We start from the raw sequence: 17,548 nt of genomic DNA on the forward strand, positions 1-17,548 counted from the left end.
AATGGGACTGTTCCGGCGCCGGCCCAAGTTGCCGGCGGATCGGCGGCCGGCGCTGGCCGCCGACGAACGGGTGCTGGCCTGGGCCGAGGTGGGCGAGTCCGGCGGCGGGGACGGGGTGGTGGTGGCCACCAACCGGGGGCTGTGGCTGCCGGACGTCGCCGAGCGGCCGGGCTGGCACGAGCTGCACAAGGCGGTGTGGTCCGGCCGGGAGCTGGCGGTGACGCCCGCCACCGGCACGGCCGAGCGGGACGGCTACCTCGTGGTGGCCGACGCGCCGGTCCGGACCTATCTGCTGCTCGCCCCGGGCGACCTGCCCGAGCAGGTACGCGCCCGGCTGACCCGGTCGGTGGGCTACACGGTGCACCACCGGCTCGACCGCGGCGGCCTGCGGGTGGTGGGCCGCCGGGTGAGCGGGGTGGACGGGCTGACCTGGACGGTCCGGTACGACCCGGGGACGCCGGCCGACGATCCGGCCGTGGTCGACCGGACCGGCGAGCTGGTGGCGGCCGCGCGGGCCGCAGCCACCCCCGCCGGGCTTTGATCGGCCGCGGGCGCCACCGCGACGGGTGGCGGTGACCGGCCGCGGCGGGCGGCGAAACCCGGTGGGTGCTGTCGGACCCGGCGGCTAGGGTCGGGTGCGTGCCTCAGCCACCGCTCATCCGCGCCCGCAACCTGGTGAAACGGTTCGGCGACTTCACCGCCGTGGCGGGGATCGACGTCGACGTCCGGCCGGGGGAGGCGTTCGGGTTCCTCGGGCCGAACGGCGCCGGCAAGTCGTCCACGATGCGGATGATCGGCTGCGTCTCCCCGCCCAGCGGGGGTGAGCTGACCATCCTCGGCATGGATCCGGTGCGGCAGGGCACGCAGATCCGCGCCCGCCTGGGCGTCTGCCCGCAGCTGGACAACCTCGACCAGGAGCTGACCGTCCGGGAAAACCTCACCACCTACGCCCGCTACTTCGGCATCCCGCGCCGGGTGGCCCGGGAGCGGGCCACCGAGCTGCTCGACTTCGTCCAGCTCACCGACCGGGCCAACAGCAAGGTCGACCCGCTCTCCGGCGGCATGAAGCGGCGGCTCACCATCGCCCGGGCGCTGGTGAACGAGCCCGACCTCGTGCTGCTCGACGAGCCCACCACCGGGCTGGACCCGCAGGCCCGGCACCTGGTGTGGGAACGGCTGTTCCGGCTCAAGCAGCAGGGCGTGACGCTGGTGCTCACCACCCACTACATGGACGAGGCCGAGCAGCTGTGCGACCGGCTCGTGGTGATGGACGGCGGCCGGATCGCCGCCGAGGGGTCGCCGCGCGAGCTGATCGAGCGATATTCCACCCGGGAGGTGGTCGAGCTGCGGTTCGCGGCCGAGTCCCAGGAGGCGTTCGCCGACAAGCTGAGCGGGATCGGCGACCGGGTCGAGGTGCTGCCGGACCGGATCCTGCTGTACGTGCCGGACGGCGACGCGGCGGTGGCCACGGTGAACGCCCGGGCGCTCGTCCCGGCCAGCGTGCTGGTCCGGCGCAGCAGCCTGGAGGACGTGTTCCTGCACCTCACCGGCCGCACGCTGGTGGACTGAGGAGGTCTCGTGGTGTCGGTGGACCGGCGGGTGACGCCCGGGCCGCCCCGGTGGCCGGGGCTGGCGGTCCTGGAGTACTACCTGGTGAGCTACCGGCGCACCTGGCGGGCCAGCGTGCTCTCCTCGTTCCTGCTGCCGGTGCTCAGCATGCTCGGCTTCGGGCTGGGGGTCGGGGCGTATGTCACCGGCGGGGTGTCCGGGGTGCGCTACTTCGACTACGTGGTGCCCGGGTTGGTGGCCTCCACCGCGGCCCAGGTGGCGGTGGGCGAGGCGACCTGGCCGGTGTTCGGCAACTTCGAGTGGATCAAGATCTACTTCGCCCAGGCGTCCGCGCCGCTGCGGATCCGCGACGTGCTCGGCGGCCACCTGGCCTTCGTCTGCCTCCGGGTGCTCGCCAGCGGCGCCGTCTTCCTCGCCGTGGCGGCCGCGTTCGGCGCGGTGCACTCGGCCTGGGCGCTCGCGACGCTGCCCGTGCTGGTCCTGGTGGGGTTGTCGGTGGCGGCCCCGGTGTTCGGCTACACCGCCTCGGTCTCCAGCGACAGCTACCTGGCCCTGCTGTTCCGGTTCGGGGTCATCCCGATGACCCTGTTCTCCGGGGTGTTCTTCCCGGTCGGCTCGCTGCCGGCGGTGCTGCGCGCGGGCGCGTACGCGTTGCCGCTGTGGCACGGCGTCGACCTGTGCCGGGCGGCCACCCTCGGCGTTCCGCCGGAGTGGTCGGTGCCCGGTCACCTGCTCGTCCTCGCCGGCTGGTCGGCCGTCGGCTGGCTCCTGGCGCGGGCCCGGTTCCGCCGCCGGCTCGTGGTTTAGGAGATCTTCGTGGTCACTCTCGTCCTGCCCCGGCTGGTCAGCTTCGAGGGCGCTCCCCGGCGGTCGGCCTCGGTGGCCGAGCGCAACGTGGCCGCGCTCAAGTCCGCGTACTGGATCGTGTTGATCTCCGGCTTTTTCGAGCCGCTGCTCTACCTGCTCTCCATCGGCGTTGGGGTGGGCGCGCTGGTGCACCGGCTCACCCTGCCCGACGGCCGGGTGGTGGAGTACGCCGCGTTCGTGGCGCCGGCCATGTTGGCCTCCTCGGCCATGACCGGCGCCATGGCCGAAACCACCTTCAACTTCTTCGGCAAGATGAAGTACATGAAGCTGTACGAGGGCATCCTGGCCACCCCCGTGCGGCCCTTCGAGATCGCCCTCGGCGAGCTGGGCTGGGCCATGGTGCGCGGCACGCTCTACTCGGCCGCCTTCCTGGTGATCATGGTGCTGCTCGACCTCACCTCGGCCGGCCGGGCGCTGCTGGCTCTGCCGGCGGCCGTGCTGATCGGGTTCACCTTCGGCGCGCTGGGCATGACGCTCTCCACCCTGATGCGCAGCTGGCAGGACTTCGACCTGCTGGCCTCGGCCCAGTTCGTGCTCTTCCTGTTCTCCGGCACCTTCGTGCCGGCCGACTCCTACCCGGCGGCGCTGCGCTGGCTGATCGAGGTCACCCCGCTCTACCGGTCCGTCGATCTGGTCCGGGGCGTGACCATCGGGGGCGCCGGCTGGTCCTGGCTGATCGACCTCGGCTACCTGATCGGGCTCACCGCACTGGGCCTCGCGGTGGCGTCCCGGCGGATGGCCGCGAAGCTCTACACGTGATCGCGTGACCCGCCGTCGCGGCCGGCGCGGTCGGGCAGGGCGCGACCGACGCAGGACGAGCGGTTAGCCGGCCCGCGGTCGGGGCATAGTCCGACCAGTCCGAGGACGAGGGATGCCGAGGACGACGGACGACGATGGAGGTGGGGCCATGGCCGCCGACCAGCCCGGCACTGGCCGCAGCGCTCGGGACAGCCGCGAGCCGGCCGATCCGGACGCCTGGGACGGCCGCGACCCGGCCGACCGGGCCGACCCGGACGCGTGGGACGGTCGGGACGACCCGGCCGCGCCGGTCGGTCCGGACGACGGCCCGGACAGCCCCACCGATCTGCCCGGGACCAGCATGTGGGCCGCGCTCAAGCGGACCGTCAAGGAGTTTCAGGACGACAACCTGACCGACTGGGCCGCCGCGCTCACCTACTACGGGGTGCTGTCGCTGTTCCCCGCGCTGCTGGTGCTGGTCTCGGTCCTCGGCCTGCTGCCGGGTGACACCCGGGAATCGCTGCAGAACAGCCTCACCGGCATGGTGCCGCAGGAGAACGTCAAGAAGATCATCGGCGACGCCATGACGCAGCTCGGCGCGAGCCGCGGCGCCGGTCTGGTGGCGATCCTCGGTCTGCTCGGCGCGTACTGGTCGGCATCCGGCTACATCGGCGCGTTCATGCGGGCCGCCAACGCCATCTACGACGTGCCGGAAGGGCGGCCGATCTGGAAGACCCTGCCGATCCGGGTGGCGGTCACCGGCGCGGTCGGGCTGATGGTGCTGGCCAGCCTGTTCATCGTGGTGTTCACCGGCAAGTTCGCCGAGAAGGCCGGCAGCGCCATCGGGCTGGGCTCCACCGGGGTCACGGTGTGGAGCATCGCCAAGTGGCCCGTGCTGCTGCTCCTGGTCAGCCTCATCTTCGCCCTGCTCTACTGGGCCTCGCCCAACGCCCGGCACGGCGGCTTCCGCTGGGTCACCCCGGGCGGCATCTTCGCCGTGATCATCTGGCTGGTCGTCTCGGGCGGCTTCGCGTTCTACGTGGCCAACTTCGGCTCGTACAACAAGACGTACGGCGCACTGGCCGGTGTAATCATCTTCCTGGTCTGGCTCTGGCTGACCAACGTGGCCATCCTGCTCGGCGCCGAGCTGGACGCGGAGCTGGAACGCAGCCGGGCCATCGCGGCCGGGCTACGCCCGCCGGACAAGGAGCCCTTCGTCGAGCTGCGGGACGACCGGAAGCTGTCCAAGGAGGACGAGGCTCGGTTCTCCGGCGGAGCGAGCGACGCGAGCCGCGACTGATCGATGCCACCCGGGTCACCCGGCCCCCGACCTCGCAGACATGGTGTGGGGGAGGGGGTCGCCGGCTGCCCGGCCCCGGACGGCGCGGATCCGTCATCGATCAGCCGCTATGGTTGGGTCCAGGATGGATCTCGGCCGTGGGGAGCGGAGCATGCGGGTGCCGGCGCCGGACCCCGCGGCTGCCCCACCCGAGGCCGCCCACGGCGGTGAGCCGGCGCGGTCCGACGGCGACCTGCGCCGCCGGATCGACGCCGAGCTGCGGGACTTCATGGACGGGCGGGGACCCGACGGCCGGTCCGGTACGCCGCCCGAGGCGTTCGACCTGCTCCGCCGGTTCGTGCTGGACGGCGGCAAGCGGCTGCGGCCACGGTTCTGCTACTGGGGCTGGCGCGCCGCGGGCGGCGCGGACGGGCGGCCCATCGTGACCGCCGCGGCCGCGCTCGAGCTGTTCCACGCCTTCGCCCTGATCCACGACGACATCATGGACGGCAGCGACCTGCGCCGGGGCAGGCCCTCGGCGCACCGGCACCTGGCCGCCGTACACGCCCGCTCGGCTCGGCGGGGCGATCCGGCCGGGTACGGGCGGAACGCGGCCCTGCTCTGCGGCCGGCTCTGCGCGGCCTGGTCCGCGGAGATGTTCGCCGGCTGCGGGCTGGGGCCCGCGGCGGTGCGCCGGGGCGGCGAGATCTACGCCATGATGCGGTCCGAGGTGATCGCCGGCCAGTACCTGGACCTCATCTCGGGGGCACGGGGCGGCTCGGCGGACCGGGCGCTGCGGGTGGTGCGGCTGAAGACCGCCCGCTACACGGTCACCCGCCCGTTGCAGATCGGCGCGGCGCTCGCGGGCGCCGATCGGGAGCTGCTGGCCGCGCTGGCCGCCTTCGGCGATCCGCTCGGCGACGCCTTCCAACTTCGCGACGACCTGCTCGGGGTCTTCGGCGACCCCGCCGTGACGGGCAAGCCGATCCTGGACGACCTGCGGGAGGGCAAGCCGACGGTGCTGATGGCGCTGACCCGGGCGGGCGCCGACCGGATCCAGGCGGCCCGGATCCGCGATCTGCTCGGTGATCCGCGGCTGGACCCGGCCGGCGCCGCCGAGCTGCGCGGCATCATCGTCGGCACCGGAGCGCGGGGGCGGGTCGAGGAGATGATCGAGGTACGCGCCCGGGCGGCCCTGGCGGCGCTGTCGGCCACGCCGCTGCCCGAGCCGGCGCGGGCGGCCCTGGCCAGCCTCGCGAGCGCGGCGGTGACCCGCCGGAGCTGATCAGTTCGCGGCGGGAGGCCGCGGAGCGGCCCGGCCCTCCGCCCGGGCGTGGCGCCCGGCCCTCGGTTCGAGCGGCGGCCTACCCTCCGCCCGGGCGCGGCGGCGCCCGGCGGGGAGATGGCGAAGGGGCCGGCGGCCCGAAGGCTGCCGGCCCCTTCATTACCCCGGTGCTACAGAGTGGTGCCGTTGGCGCCGGTGCCGCCACCCGAGGTCTTCGGGCGGGTTCCCGTGCTGCTCGACGTGGTGCTGGCCGTCGAGGTGCTGGTCCCGCTGGTGCCCGTACCGGCCGGGGTGCCGGCGAAGGCGCGATCCGCGGTCGTCAGCTGGGTGGTGGTGTCGCTGTCGCTCGTGGAGAGCTTCTCACCCAGCTTGGTCTGGCTGAGCCGGTCCTTGCCCTCCGCGTACAGCCGGTTGGCCTGCGCCTGAGCGACGCCGGCGGCCTCCTGCACGCTCGGGTGATCCAGGACCTTGCGCCCCTTGACGACCAGCTCCTCGTACTTCTCCCGGCCAGCTCGGGCGCCCAGGACGAAGCCCGTTGCCAGCCCGCCGATGAACAGAAGCTTTCCGCGCATGGCGGCTCCTTTCGTTCCTGACGCTCCGTTGCTCCCGGATCCTGCTCCGGGCGGCCTTTTTTGCTGCCTGCGTCGTCTGTGCTTGCTTACCTACCCATCCTCCCCGCCGCTCATGCCTGTCCGGCGGCGGACGCGCGGAAGAAGCCCGGAAGAGGCGGGTTCGGCGCCCCGCCCGGCGTCCCCGCGTCCGCGGAGTCGCCGCGCCGCCCGGCGTTCCCCGCACCCGCCGGGTTCGGCGGCACCGCCCGGCGTTCCCGCGCCGGGCGGCGAAGATCCCGGAAGCGAACGGCGTTCACTGCGCCGGCGGTGCGGGAGCGTGGGCCGGATACCCGGTGGACCGGGAGCGCGGATCGTCCTGTACTCTTATGCCGTCGCGCGGCGCGGGAGAGATCCCGATGCCGGCCACCGCGATCCCCCGTAGCTCAATTGGCAGAGCAGCCGGCTGTTAACCGGCAGGTTTTTGGTTCGAGTCCAAACGGGGGAGCTTTTCTTCCGATCATCGCCCGTCGGCCCGCGCCGGCGGGCATCGTCATATCCGGGTTGTCGCATCCGGGTCGTCATATCCGCGGTCGCGCCGCGTAGCGGTGCATGCCGCGGGTAGTTGGGTGGGTGTCGACCCAGCGCCACCGGCCCGGCCACCCTAGACTCCGGTGCGTCGTTCTTTGCGTCGATTCACGGAAGTTGGGGGGCGGATGATGCGGACCCGTACGGCGGTGTCCATCGCCGTGGCGGTGGTGGTGGCCTGGTTGGCGATCGGCGCGTTCGCCGGCCCGTACTCGGGGAAGCTGGCCGAGGTCAGCACGAACGACAACGCGTCGTTCCTGCCGGCGGAGGCCGAGGCCACCAAGGCGCAGAACCTGGCCAAGGGCTTCGTCGACCGGGAGACCACGCCGGCCCTGGTCGTGTACGAGCGCGCCGGTGGGGTCACCGACGCAGACAAGGCCCGGGCCGCGGCCGACGCCCAGAAGTTCGCCCAGATCCAGGGCGTGGTCACCCCGCTGTCGCCGCCGATACCCAGCCAGGACGGCCAGGCGCTCCAGGTGGTGGTGCCGATCGACAGCGCCGAGGGCGACCAGATCCGGTCGGTCACCGACCAGCTCCGGACGATCGCCGGCACGGATGCGGGCGGGTTGTCCGTGCACGTGGCCGGGCCGGCCGGGATCCTCTCCGACCTCGTCGAGGTCTTCTCCTCGATCGACGGACCGCTGCTGCTGGTCACCCTCGCCGTCGTGCTGGTGATCCTGCTGATCGTCTACCGCAGCCCGATCCTGTGGATCATCCCGTTGCTGGCGGCCGGCATGTCGTACACGATGGCGGCCGTGGCCGTGTACTTCATGACGAAGGCCGACCTGATCAAGCTCAACGGGCAGTCCCAGGGCATCCTCACGGTGCTGGTGTTCGGCGCCGGAACCGACTACGCGCTGCTGATGATCGCCCGCTACCGGGAGGAACTGCACCACCACGCGCGGCCGGTGGACGCCATGAAGGCCGCCTGGCGCGGCGCCGCGCCGGCGATCCTCGCCTCCGGGCTCACCGTCATCGCCGGCCTGCTGTGCCTGTTGCTGTCCAGTCTCAACTCCAATCGCTCGCTCGGCCCGGTCTCGGCGGTCGGCATCGGCGCCACCCTGATCGTCATGCTCACCCTGCTGCCGGCGCTGCTGCTGCTCGGCGGGCGCTGGGCGTTCTGGCCGCGCGTGCCGCGCGACGACGACCAGCCGAGCGTCGGCCGGATCTGGCGGCCGGTCGGCCGGTTCGTCGGCCGGCGGGCCCGACCGGTCTGGCTCGGCACGTCGCTCGTCCTGGTGGCGCTCGCGTTCGGCCTCACCCAGTTGGGCGCCACGAAGCTCGGCCAGACCGAGCAGTTCACCCAGAACACCGACTCGAAGATCGGCCAGGAGGTCATCAACCGGCACTTCCCGGGCGGGCAGGGCAGCCCGGTGACGATCTTCACCACCACCGACACCGCCACCCAGGTGGCCGCGGCCGCCAAGGGCGTGTCCGGGGTGACGGCCGTACAGCCGCTGCCCGCGCAGGGCGGGCCCGGCGGGTCCGGCGCCCCCGGCGGGTCCGGTCAGCCGGGTCAGGGTCAGCCGGGCCAGCCGGGTCAGGGTCAGCCGGGCCAGCCGGGTCAGGGTCAGCCCGAGCCGGCGCCCAAGGTGGTCGACGGGCGGGTGCAGCTGCAGGCCACCCTGGCCGCGCCGGCCGACAGCCAGCAGGCCGAGGAGACGGTACGCAAGATCCGTACGGCCGTGCACGCCGTACCCGGAGCGCAGGCGGTGGTGGGTGGCTTCACGGCGATCGACCTGGACACGGCCGACGCCTCCGTACGGGACCGGAACGTCATCATCCCGGTCGTTCTCGCGGTGATCGCGGTGATCCTGGCCCTGCTGCTGCGCTCGATCGTCGCGCCGCTCCTGCTCATCGTCACCGTGGTGCTGTCCTTCCTGGCCACCCTCGGGCTCTGCTCGCTGCTGTTCACGTACGTGTTCGGCTTCCCCGGGGTGGACGCGGCGTTCCCGCTGTTCGCGTTCGTCTTCCTGGTCGCGCTGGGCATCGACTACAACATCTTCCTGATGACCCGGGTCCGGGAGGAGTCCGGCAAGGCCGGCACCCGGACCGGCGTGCTGCGCGGGCTCGTGGTGACCGGCGGCGTGATCACCTCGGCCGGCGTGGTGCTCGCGGCCACGTTCTCCGCGCTGGCGGTGCTCCCGCTGGTGGTGCTCGTCGAGATCGGCGTGGCGGTCGCGGCCGGGGTGCTGCTGGACACCATCATCGTCCGGTCGCTGCTGGTGCCCGCGCTGACGTACGACATCGGCCGGAAGATGTGGTGGCCCAGCGCCCTGTCCCGGGCCGATGCCACCGAGGAGGGCAACCGGCGTGACCGGGCCGTCGAGCAGCTCTGACGTCATCATCGTGGGCGGTGGCCTGGCCGGCCTGGCCGCCGCCCGCCGGCTGCACCGGGCCGGCCTGTCCTGGCAACTCGTCGAGGCCGCCGACCGGCTGGGCGGCCGGGCGACCACCGACGAGCGGGACGGCTTCCTGCTCGACCGCGGCTTCCAGGTGCTCAACACGGCGTACCCGCGGCTGCGCCGGCTGGTCGACCTGCCGGCGCTGCGTCTGGGCTGCTTCACCTCGGGCGTGCTGGTCCGCCGGGCCGGCCGGCTGCACCGGCTGAGCCACCCGCTGCGGGAGCCCGGCACGGCCGCGTCCGGCCTGCGGGCCGGGGTGGGCACGCTGGCCGATCGGGTACGCTTCGCGGCCCTCGCCGGGGCCGTGGCCGCGCTGCCGGCGCAGCGGCTGCTCGCCGCGCCGGAGGTCAGCACCGAGCGCGCGCTCCGCCGGGCCGGCCTCTCCGACCGGCTCGTCGAGGAGGTGCTCCGGCCGTTCCTGTCCGGGGTCTTCGCCGACAGGCAGCTGGAGACCTCCAGCCACGTGCTCACCATGGTGCTGCGGTCGTTCGCCCGGGGCCGGATCGGTCTGCCGGCCGGCGGCATGCGCCGGCTGCCCGAGGCGGTCGCCGCGCCGCTGCCCCCCGACCGGCTGCGGACCGGGGTCCGGGTCCGCGACGTGACGCCGGGCCGGGTCCGCACCGACAACGGCGAGCTGCGCGGACGGGCCATCCTGGTGGCCACCGACCCGGTGGGCGCGGCCGACCTGCTGCCCGCGCTGCCCCGGCCGCGGATGCACGCGCTCACCACCTACTACCACGCCGCGCCGACGCCGCCGCTGGCCGAGCCGACGCTGCTGCTGGACGGCGACCGCCGGGAGATCGTGGCGAACACCGTGGTGATCAGCAACGCCGTGCCGACGTACGCGCCGCCCGGCCGGCACCTGGTGGCGACCTCCGTCGTGGGCCCGGCCGCGCCGCCCGAACCGGTCGTCCGGGCCGAGCTGACCCGGCTGTACGGGCGGGACACCGCCGACTGGACCCATCTGTCCACCGTGGCGCTGCCGGCCGCGCTCCCGGCCGCCCCGCCACCGCGCGGCCGGCTGCGCCAGCCGGTGGCCCTCGGCGACGGACTCTGGGTGGCCGGCGACCACCGGGACAGCCCCTCCATCCAGGGGGCCCTGGCCAGCGGCTGGCGCGCCGCCGGCGCGATCATCACCACCCTCCGCCGCTGACGGTCAGGGGGGTGGGGGGCGGAGACCGTCCAGGACCACGGCGAGCGCGCGGGCGCGTACCGTCGGATCGGGAGTGAGCTCGGCGGTGCGGGAGGCGCCGACGATCAGCGCGTGCAGTTCGGGCAGGCCGACGTCCGCGCGGACCGCGCCGGCCCGCTGCGCGCGGTCGAGCAGGCCGGCGAGCACCGTGGTGTAGCGCCGCTTGGCCGCGCCGGTCTCGTCGTCCTCCGGGTCCACCCCGGCCGCTGCCAGCGCCGCCACCAGCGTGTTCTTCACGGCCGACCGACCCACCACGTACGTTAGCAGCCCGCGCAACGCCGCCCCCGCGTCCTGCGCGTCGGCCAGCTCGGCGGCCTTGTCCGCCACCCCTCGCAGCCGCTCCGCGTACACCGCGGTCAGCAGGTCCTCCTTGGTGGGGAAGTGCCGGAACAGCGTGCCGATCCCCACGCCGGCGGTCCGGGCGATCTCCTCGGTGGACACCCCGGCCCCGCGGTCGGCGATGACCTGCTCGGCAACCGTCAGCAGGCGGGCCCGGTTACGCCGGGCATCCGCCCGCAACGGCCGGTCCGCGGCCCCCGCCGGTGCCCGGTCGGCCCGGGCCCGCGGTTGGGCGGCCTGGTCCTGCGGCTGGTCGGCCTGGCCCTGCGGTTGGTCGGCCTGGGCCTGCGGTTGGCCGGCCTTGGCCCGCGGCCGGTCGTCCTGGGCCTGCGGCCGGTCGTCCTGGGCCTGCGGTTGGTCGGCCTGGGCCCGCGGCCGGTCGCCGGCGGGCGGCGTCACGGCCGGTTGCCGAGTGGGGAGGGGTATGCAAACGGAGTGATCAGTCCGTATGCTGTTCTTATCGGAGTCATGAGTCCGATTCTATTCGCCGCTGCCGTTCCGGCCCGCGATCCCTCGGAGGTCACCATGTCGACGCCATCCCGTACCCCCCGCCAGGTGTTCACCGCCGTGCTGGACGGCGTCACCGGCCAGGACTGGGCCGGCCTGCCCGACCTGTACGCCGAGGACTGTGTCGTCGAGCATCCACACGCGCCCGGCGCCGGCCGGATCGAGGGCCGGGAGGCGATCCGCGAGCACTTCGCCCGGGCCGGCGACGCGCCCCGGGAGATGCGGGTGGAGAACCTGGTCGTGCACGAGACGGCCGACCCCGAGGTGGTGATCGGCGAGTTCGACTACGTGGGCCGGATGCCGGGGACCGGGCGGAGCTTCCGGGCCCGCAACATCTTCGTGACGCGGGTCCGGGACGGGCGGATCGTGGAGTCCCGCGACTACGCCGACCACGTGACGATCTCCTGGGCGGCCGGCCGCCCCGAGGAACTGCTGGCCGCCGCGGACCGGGCCGGCGGCGCGGCGAACTGACCGGGCGCGGCCCGGTGGCCGTGCCGGGACGTCGAACCGGGGAGGATTGTTGTCGTTCCAGCGACGACAACAATCCTCCCCGGTCGAGCCGGGAATTCCGCCCGGCCGGCGCGGACCGGGCGGCGGGCCATGGTGCGTTAGGCTTTCGCCCGGCAGGGGGCGGTAGCTCAGCCGGTTAGAGCAGGGGACTCATAATCCCTCGGTCGCGGGTTCGAGTCCCGCCCGCCCCACCAGCACAAACGCCATGAAGCCGACCGTGGTGCTACTCATGGTGCGAGCGCGCCACGGTCGGCTTCATGGCGACGGCGAACGGGCGCGGGAAGCGCCAGCGCACGAGATCGAGGAACTGCCCAGTGGCTCTCCGGGTGAAGGTCTACGCCGGCATCGACCCCATCACCGGGAGCGGCACTACCTGACGGAAGTCATCCCGCAGGCCCGACCGCCCGCAGGGAAGCCGAGAAGGCGCGCACGCGGTTCCTCGCCAGGTGGACGACGGGCGCAAGCCGCGCAGTCGCACCACAGACGGACGCCGGTGCGACCCCAGAAAAATGTCGAAACCCGCCAGCGCAAGCTCGGGTCGGATACTTGACACATCTTTGTTATATGTCAATTGCCCATTTTGCAGCCCCCAGGTTGCCGCTTTCGTCGCTAAAGTGACGGGCTGTTGATGACATGACAGGAGGCCTGAGTGACAACGGTTGTCTCGATTTTCAACCACAAAGGTGGCGTAAGCAAGACGACCACTACGTTTAACCTCGGATGGAAGCTGGCGCGGCTGGGTCATCGGGTGCTACTCGTGGATGCCGACCCGCAGTGCAACTTAACCGGGGTGTCGCTCGGTCTATCGAACACTTGGCCGCTTGAGGACTTTGCGGATCATTCACCGAGCGCAGCTGCGGAGGATGAAGAATTTAGTGACACCCAAAAAGAGGCGAAAGAATTCTTCACGGCTCACGCTGAGCGTACCCTGTATGGGGCATTGCGACCAGCTTTCGAGTCCGAGCCTCGGATGCTTGAGGCTGTCGAGTGCTCGCCCATTGTTGGTTGCGAGAACCTCTTCCTGCTCCCGGGGCATATTCAGATCGGCGAGTATGAGGTTTCTTTAAGTGTTGCACAGGAGCTATCTGGAACGCTTTTGGCCCTTCGCAATATCCCTGGCGCTCTCAACTACCTTATTCGAACGACAGCCGAATCGCTGGGTGCCGACTTTGTTATTGTAGACATGAGCCCCAGTTTAGGTTCGTTGAACCAGAACATCGTGGCGACGAGTGATCTGGTTTTCGTGCCCACGTCTCCCGACTTTTACACAATTATGGCTTTGCGATCCCTGTCAAAGGTTCTTCCGCGCTGGTACCGCTGGGCGAAGACGGCAAGCGAGAACGAAACTCTCCGCACGGCCACCTATCCATTCCCGGAACCCCGAATGAAGTTCGCCGGTGCCGTAATTCAACGCTACCGTCTCTATAGGGCTCCGACTGAGGAGAATCCGTACGGTGATCCGACCGGCCCTTTCCGTGAATGGATTGAGCGAGTCGCCGAATCGATTCAATTCGACTTCGCGCCACATTTGGGAAAGTCCGGTCTGTTGTTACCTGCATCGACGTACCGAGACGCAGGGATAGGAGAGGATTATGTGGTAGGACGGATTCAGGAGTTCAATAGTCTCCTCCCGAAGTCCCAAGAGCATCGCCTTCCGGTCTTCGAGCTGACAGCTACCGAGCTTGATCAATCCGGCGTTGTTCTGGAAGGCTCCATGCGGCAAATTCGCAGCCTTGATCGAATTTTTACAGGGATTGCCGAAAAACTGGCATCCTTGGCGGCTAGTCAGGGCTGATATGAAGCCGCGACAGTTATTCGATGAGCTTTTGGGACAAGTGAACGCGCTTTCTGCACTCGGGCAGTCTCAAGAGGCTGCGGGTGAGGTTGAGTCGAGCAGTTCAATCTACCGTGCGTGTATTGTCCTTTCAGTTTCTGCGCTTGATGCTTACATGCATGAGAAGACGGCGGAGGCTTTCCTGTTGGGAGTTCAGCAAGGACCGCCGGCGACCAATGTATCAATTGCTGGCTACCTTCAAATTCAACCCCAGCTGCTTACTCAGCCTGCACTGCCTAGTTCGATCCGATACTGGTTGTCGTTCAAGACCTTAGTTACCCCTTCGGCTATCGACAAGGCTATCGATGCTAGCGGCTCAGACTCGAAGGCGGTATGGCGCGCCATCGGAGTTGCCCGAGGCAGTCGCGAGTCTCGGCTTAGGAATATGCTCGATCTTCAGGTAGATCGGCGAAATCAGATCGCACACGAGGCGGATTGGGATCCCGCGCAATTGGTATTTCGGCGGATTTCCTCAGACCATGTCAGGGACTGTACCGAGTGCATCGCTGGAGTGGTTCACAACCTAGATGCATGTTGGAGTTGATGGGTTGCCGGCGATGGCCCGTCACTGTACGCCATCGCGTGTTCTGGTCGGTGTAGATGCGAAGATGCCGGTCACCTCGCGATCGGATTCCGCCGTTCGACCGTGAGCATAGTCGCAAGATCGAGTAGGCGCCTGGAACCAGTTGATCTTTTCCGCATCGGCGCACCACGCCGGCGGCTTCGTGGGCCGGGCCGATTTAGCGGACACCTGATGTCCGTGAGTTGGGCAAACGTACTGGCAGAAGATCACCGACGATCATCGTGGTGTGGTTCGCATGGTGGTACCTCCGGGCCACCAATCGAGCGGAGTGGACGAACAAGCGGAAGCCCATCGGCACTCGCTGGTGACGCGGCAGGCCGAGCACGTCGTAGTCGACCGCGAGGTCATCGAAGTAAAGGCCTCCTCCGGAAGCCTGTGCCACGTCCGGAATCGTGATCGTGAGGAAGACCGGCAGTTCCATGCCCGCTCCCACCCTGGTCGGCCCGAATAGCGCCGCCGTGGCTGGCTGGAAGACGGCGGTGGACTCATCAACGACAGGGTTTGACATCAGGCGCGCCACCTTGAACATGTGCCGATCGGGAGGACCGTCATCGACTGCGATGCCGGTGACCGTGACCGGCGACGGACCGGGATTGCGGATGGACGCGCCGAACGTGATCTGCCCTCCCGGATTGAACGCGAACCGCACCTCCGTCCCCGGTCCCTCCCCGCGGGACTCCGCGTCAGTCCCGTGCCACCACGAGCTGCCGTGATCGAGACGATGACCGAGAGTGACCGACAGATATCCGGCGCACAGTACGACGGTTAGCGCCGTGGCGACGAGAAACCACCGACGGCGCTGTGCAGGGGACGTCCGCGGGGCACGAGCACCGGGTGTGGCACGCCGCCGACGGCGGCCCCTGCCTCCGGTAGCGCCCGCACTGTCGAGGGGCGGATCGGCGACGACCGGCACGGCGGGCCGGAGCGTCAACGTCATGACTGGCACGGTACCGCGCACCTGCCCGATGCTGTCCGCCCCAACCGGGTTCTGCCGGTGCTTCGGTCGTCGGATTCGTTGCGTGCCGGGATGCGATTGGCCCCTGTCCCGCCCTCGCCGTCGTGGATCTGCACATGGTGGTGTGCCGTGCCTCGTGCACCGTCACCTGTGCGCCGTGCTGGGCGTGCGATGTGTGTCGGGGAGTTGAACCCCTGCGCCTGCCCGCGGCGCGCCAGGTTGGAGCCGGATTGCCCGCCGGCCCTCGGGTTCGTGCACGCCTCCACGTCGGCTACCTGCTCCGCATCCCGCTGTCAGTGCAGCAGACCTGTCAGTCCAACAGATCGACCTCCCAGTTCAGCCGCTGGATCAGCGTGTCGACCTCGCGGAGCCGCCGAGCAAGGTCGTCGGCCTGGCCGCGAAGGTCGGCCACCGGCAGCGTCGAAATCATCTTCAGCTCCGACCGCAACTGGCGGAACCCGCGCTGCCCCTCCCCGGCCGCGGCGTCCGCGGCGGAGGTGACCATGCGGTGCCGCAGCCGGAGCACGTCCCGGCGGGCCAGCGCGTCGGTGAGGGTGCCGCCCTCCGCGACGGTGGCGGCGTTGGTGCGGTTGATCCGCCGGATCAGCGACTCCAACTCGCCGAGCGTGTGCTCCGCCTCGACCAGCAGGGCCGCGGCGTCCTCGGCGGGCGACTCGCCCTCCTGGTGTCGGGCGCTGGCGGCGATGCGGACCCGGAGTTGTTCGGCGCGGCGCGCCGCATCCGCGCGCAGCGCAAGAGCCTCAGCAAGCTTCATGGGATCAAGTGTGCGCAGCGGAGATCATGGCGGCATCCGAATTTCCCGGTTACCGGATCGGCGCCGCTGCGGCGTACGCCAGCGGCTGCGGGGTCGGCTGGCCGCTCCAGGTTCCCGTCAGTCGGCCACCCGGCCGCTCGCCGCCGCGATCGAGACAACGGACGACGGCCAGTTCGACGGATTCCATGACGATGAGCGTCGGATCGCCATCCAGCACGCGGCGAACCGGGCCGTCGGCGGGGCCGCCGACGTCTTCGGCACGGTCGTGGCCGAGGACCATCGCGGGCTCCCGGCGTTCGCGCCGGCCGTCGATCTCGAAGTATTCGTCGGCCTGGCCGGCGCCGGTCACGATGGCACTGGCCAGGGCCGCGGCGTAGACCGGGTCGCCACAGCCGTCGTACACCCAGCGCCGGCCCAGCACCGAGTGCTCGGCCGTGCCGAGCAGCCACCGGTCGCCACCGTCGAGCGGCCGGTCGCGGTAGGTGAGCGGGACCTGATGGATTGGCCCATCACCGGCCCCGACCAGCATGGTCTCGATCCCGACCGCGCCGGCCGGATCGTCGAACCGAAACCCCGCCACCCGTACGAGGGCAGCGGCGTCCCCTCCTCGATACCAGGAACGGCCGGGCAGCCATGCGGCGAGCAGCTCGATCTTCGTGGGGTGCAGTTTCGCCCGGTGCAGCAGCGCCATGGCCGAATCCTAGGGCAGGCTCGACTGTCGGAGTTGGCCGAGCGGGCACGCCGATAACCACTGGCAGGAACGCGGGCCGGAGCGCAGGCTTCGTGACCATGACGAGCAGCGATCTGTGGGACGAGGAGACCGCGGAGCGGTACGACGAGGTGTCGGCGGAGATGTTCCAACCAGCGGTGCTCGATCCCGCCGTGGACTTCCTGGCGAGCCTGGCCGGTGCCGGCCCGGCCCTGGAGTTCGCGATCGGCACGGGACGGGTGGCGATTCCGCTCCCCGCCCGAGGCGTACCGGTGTCCGGGATCGAGCTGTCGCAGCCGATGGTCGACCAGCTGCGCCGGAAGGTGTCCGCGGACGAGTTGCCGGTGGCGATCGGGGACATGACCACGGTGCGGGTGCCGGGCCGGTTCTCGCTGGTCTATGTCGTGTGGAACAGCATCGGCAACCTGCGTACCCAGGACGAGCAGGTGCGGTGCTTCCGCAACGCCGCCCGGCACCTGGCGCCCGGCGGGCCGCTTCGTCATCGAGTTGTGGGTGCCGGGCATCCGGCGCTTCCCGCCGGGGCAGGCGGCGGTGCCGTTCGCCGTCACCGACCGCCATCTCGGCTTCGACACCCTTGACATGGTTATCCAGCAGGGGACCTCACATCACTATCGGCGGCTGGCGGACGGGACCGTTCGGTACGGCGCCAGCAACTTCCGCTACCTGTGGCCGGCCGAGTGCGACCTGATGGCGCGGCTGGCCGGGCTCACGCCGGAGCGGCGGGTGGCGGATTGGACCGGCTCGCCCTTCACCGCGGACAGCGAGAGCCACGTGTCGGTCTGGCGCAAGCTACCGGACGCCGCCGAGGCGGGCTGACGCCTGCCGACCCGCTCACCTGCGGCGG

General features: G+C 70.9%; 17 protein-coding genes and 2 tRNA genes. 14 read left to right on the plus strand and 5 right to left on the minus strand.

Annotated features, from left to right (window positions below; translation table 11 throughout):
• The first annotated feature begins 1 nt into the window (after nucleotide 1).
• The 6 genes from ACFFHU_RS10305 to ACFFHU_RS10330 all read left to right on the plus strand — a co-directional run bounded on the left by ACFFHU_RS10305 (nucleotide 2) and on the right by ACFFHU_RS10330 (nucleotide 5,738).
• Nucleotides 2–541: a hypothetical protein gene (locus ACFFHU_RS10305; protein ID WP_377337585.1), complete on the plus strand. Its 540-nt coding sequence runs from the start codon at nucleotides 2–4 to the stop codon at nucleotides 539–541.
• A gap of 98 nt (nucleotides 542–639) precedes the next feature.
• Nucleotides 640–1,569, plus strand: coding sequence for an ABC transporter ATP-binding protein (locus ACFFHU_RS10310; protein ID WP_377337587.1), 930 nt, complete (start codon nucleotides 640–642; stop codon nucleotides 1,567–1,569).
• 9 nt (nucleotides 1,570–1,578) lie between these two features.
• Nucleotides 1,579–2,376: an ABC transporter permease gene (locus ACFFHU_RS10315; RefSeq protein WP_377337589.1), complete on the plus strand. Its 798-nt coding sequence runs from the start codon at nucleotides 1,579–1,581 to the stop codon at nucleotides 2,374–2,376.
• Nucleotides 2,377–2,385: 9 nt separating this feature from the next.
• Entirely contained in the window at nucleotides 2,386–3,195 is an 810-nt protein-coding gene (locus tag ACFFHU_RS10320) for an ABC transporter permease (protein WP_377337591.1), read from the plus strand.
• 148 nt (nucleotides 3,196–3,343) lie between these two features.
• Complete coding sequence (locus ACFFHU_RS10325; RefSeq protein ID WP_377337655.1) at nucleotides 3,344–4,474, plus strand: YihY/virulence factor BrkB family protein; 1,131 nt, start codon at nucleotides 3,344–3,346, stop codon at nucleotides 4,472–4,474.
• 268 nt (nucleotides 4,475–4,742) lie between these two features.
• Nucleotides 4,743–5,738, plus strand: coding sequence for a polyprenyl synthetase family protein (locus ACFFHU_RS10330; RefSeq protein WP_377337657.1), 996 nt, complete (start codon nucleotides 4,743–4,745; stop codon nucleotides 5,736–5,738).
• Nucleotides 5,739–5,908: 170 nt separating this feature from the next.
• On the opposite strand, the gene ACFFHU_RS10335 is transcribed toward ACFFHU_RS10330, so the two are convergent.
• Entirely contained in the window at nucleotides 5,909–6,310 is a 402-nt protein-coding gene (locus tag ACFFHU_RS10335) for a hypothetical protein (protein WP_377337593.1), read from the minus strand.
• Between the two features lie 411 nt (nucleotides 6,311–6,721).
• On the opposite strand from ACFFHU_RS10335, the gene ACFFHU_RS10340 reads away from it, so the two are divergent.
• The 3 genes from ACFFHU_RS10340 (at nucleotide 6,722) to ACFFHU_RS10350 (ending at nucleotide 10,432) form a co-directional block, all read left to right on the plus strand.
• Nucleotides 6,722–6,794: transfer RNA gene (locus ACFFHU_RS10340), tRNA-Asn, on the plus strand.
• A gap of 208 nt (nucleotides 6,795–7,002) precedes the next feature.
• Nucleotides 7,003–9,213 carry an MMPL family transporter gene (locus ACFFHU_RS10345; protein ID WP_377352258.1) on the plus strand — a complete coding sequence of 737 codons (2,211 nt, stop codon included), beginning with the start codon at nucleotides 7,003–7,005 and terminating at the stop codon, nucleotides 9,211–9,213.
• Complete coding sequence (locus ACFFHU_RS10350; RefSeq protein WP_377337597.1) at nucleotides 9,188–10,432, plus strand: NAD(P)/FAD-dependent oxidoreductase; 1,245 nt, start codon at nucleotides 9,188–9,190, stop codon at nucleotides 10,430–10,432. Before ACFFHU_RS10345 ends, ACFFHU_RS10350 begins: the two co-directional genes overlap by 26 nt.
• Nucleotides 10,433–10,435: 3 nt before the next feature.
• Here ACFFHU_RS10350 and ACFFHU_RS10355 read toward each other — a convergent pair whose 3' ends face one another.
• Nucleotides 10,436–11,209: a TetR/AcrR family transcriptional regulator gene (locus tag ACFFHU_RS10355; protein ID WP_377337600.1), complete on the minus strand. Its 774-nt coding sequence runs from the start codon at nucleotides 11,207–11,209 to the stop codon at nucleotides 10,436–10,438.
• Between the two features lie 126 nt (nucleotides 11,210–11,335).
• Between ACFFHU_RS10355 and ACFFHU_RS10360 the strand changes: the two genes are divergently transcribed.
• The 3 genes from ACFFHU_RS10360 (at nucleotide 11,336) to ACFFHU_RS10370 (ending at nucleotide 13,622) form a co-directional block, all read left to right on the plus strand.
• The gene (locus ACFFHU_RS10360; protein WP_377337602.1) at nucleotides 11,336–11,788 is read left to right on the plus strand and encodes a nuclear transport factor 2 family protein; all 453 of its coding nucleotides are present in this window, start codon (nucleotides 11,336–11,338) and stop codon (nucleotides 11,786–11,788) included.
• Between the two features lie 156 nt (nucleotides 11,789–11,944).
• Nucleotides 11,945–12,021, plus strand: a tRNA-Ile gene (locus tag ACFFHU_RS10365).
• A gap of 455 nt (nucleotides 12,022–12,476) precedes the next feature.
• Complete coding sequence (locus ACFFHU_RS10370) at nucleotides 12,477–13,622, plus strand: ParA family protein (protein WP_377337604.1); 1,146 nt, start codon at nucleotides 12,477–12,479, stop codon at nucleotides 13,620–13,622.
• A 779-nt stretch (nucleotides 13,623–14,401) separates the two neighbouring features.
• Here ACFFHU_RS10370 and ACFFHU_RS10375 read toward each other — a convergent pair.
• The 3 genes from ACFFHU_RS10375 to ACFFHU_RS10385 all read right to left on the minus strand — a co-directional run bounded on the left by ACFFHU_RS10375 (nucleotide 14,402) and on the right by ACFFHU_RS10385 (nucleotide 16,665).
• Nucleotides 14,402–14,893 (minus strand): hypothetical protein, encoded by a 492-nt coding sequence (locus ACFFHU_RS10375; protein ID WP_377337606.1) that lies wholly within the window; start codon nucleotides 14,891–14,893, stop codon nucleotides 14,402–14,404.
• Between the two features lie 616 nt (nucleotides 14,894–15,509).
• Nucleotides 15,510–15,974 carry a DIP1984 family protein gene (locus ACFFHU_RS10380; protein WP_377337608.1) on the minus strand — a complete coding sequence of 155 codons (465 nt, stop codon included), beginning with the start codon at nucleotides 15,972–15,974 and terminating at the stop codon, nucleotides 15,510–15,512.
• A gap of 49 nt (nucleotides 15,975–16,023) precedes the next feature.
• Nucleotides 16,024–16,665: a CG0192-related protein gene (locus ACFFHU_RS10385; RefSeq protein ID WP_377337611.1), complete on the minus strand. Its 642-nt coding sequence runs from the start codon at nucleotides 16,663–16,665 to the stop codon at nucleotides 16,024–16,026.
• A gap of 98 nt (nucleotides 16,666–16,763) precedes the next feature.
• Here ACFFHU_RS10385 and ACFFHU_RS10390 point away from each other — a divergent pair, with 98 nt between their 5' ends.
• Together ACFFHU_RS10390 and ACFFHU_RS10395 are read left to right on the plus strand one after the other, a co-directional pair.
• Nucleotides 16,764–17,282 carry a class I SAM-dependent DNA methyltransferase gene (locus tag ACFFHU_RS10390; RefSeq protein WP_377337613.1) on the plus strand — a complete coding sequence of 173 codons (519 nt, stop codon included), beginning with the start codon at nucleotides 16,764–16,766 and terminating at the stop codon, nucleotides 17,280–17,282.
• 1 nt (nucleotide 17,283) lies between these two features.
• On the plus strand, nucleotides 17,284–17,520 hold the full coding sequence (locus ACFFHU_RS10395; RefSeq protein ID WP_377337615.1) for a hypothetical protein: 237 nt from the start codon (nucleotides 17,284–17,286) through the stop codon (nucleotides 17,518–17,520).
• Nucleotides 17,521–17,548: the final 28 nt, after the last annotated feature.

This window comes from Plantactinospora siamensis (genome assembly GCF_042434095.1).
Lineage (GTDB): Bacteria > Actinomycetota > Actinomycetes > Mycobacteriales > Micromonosporaceae > KBS50.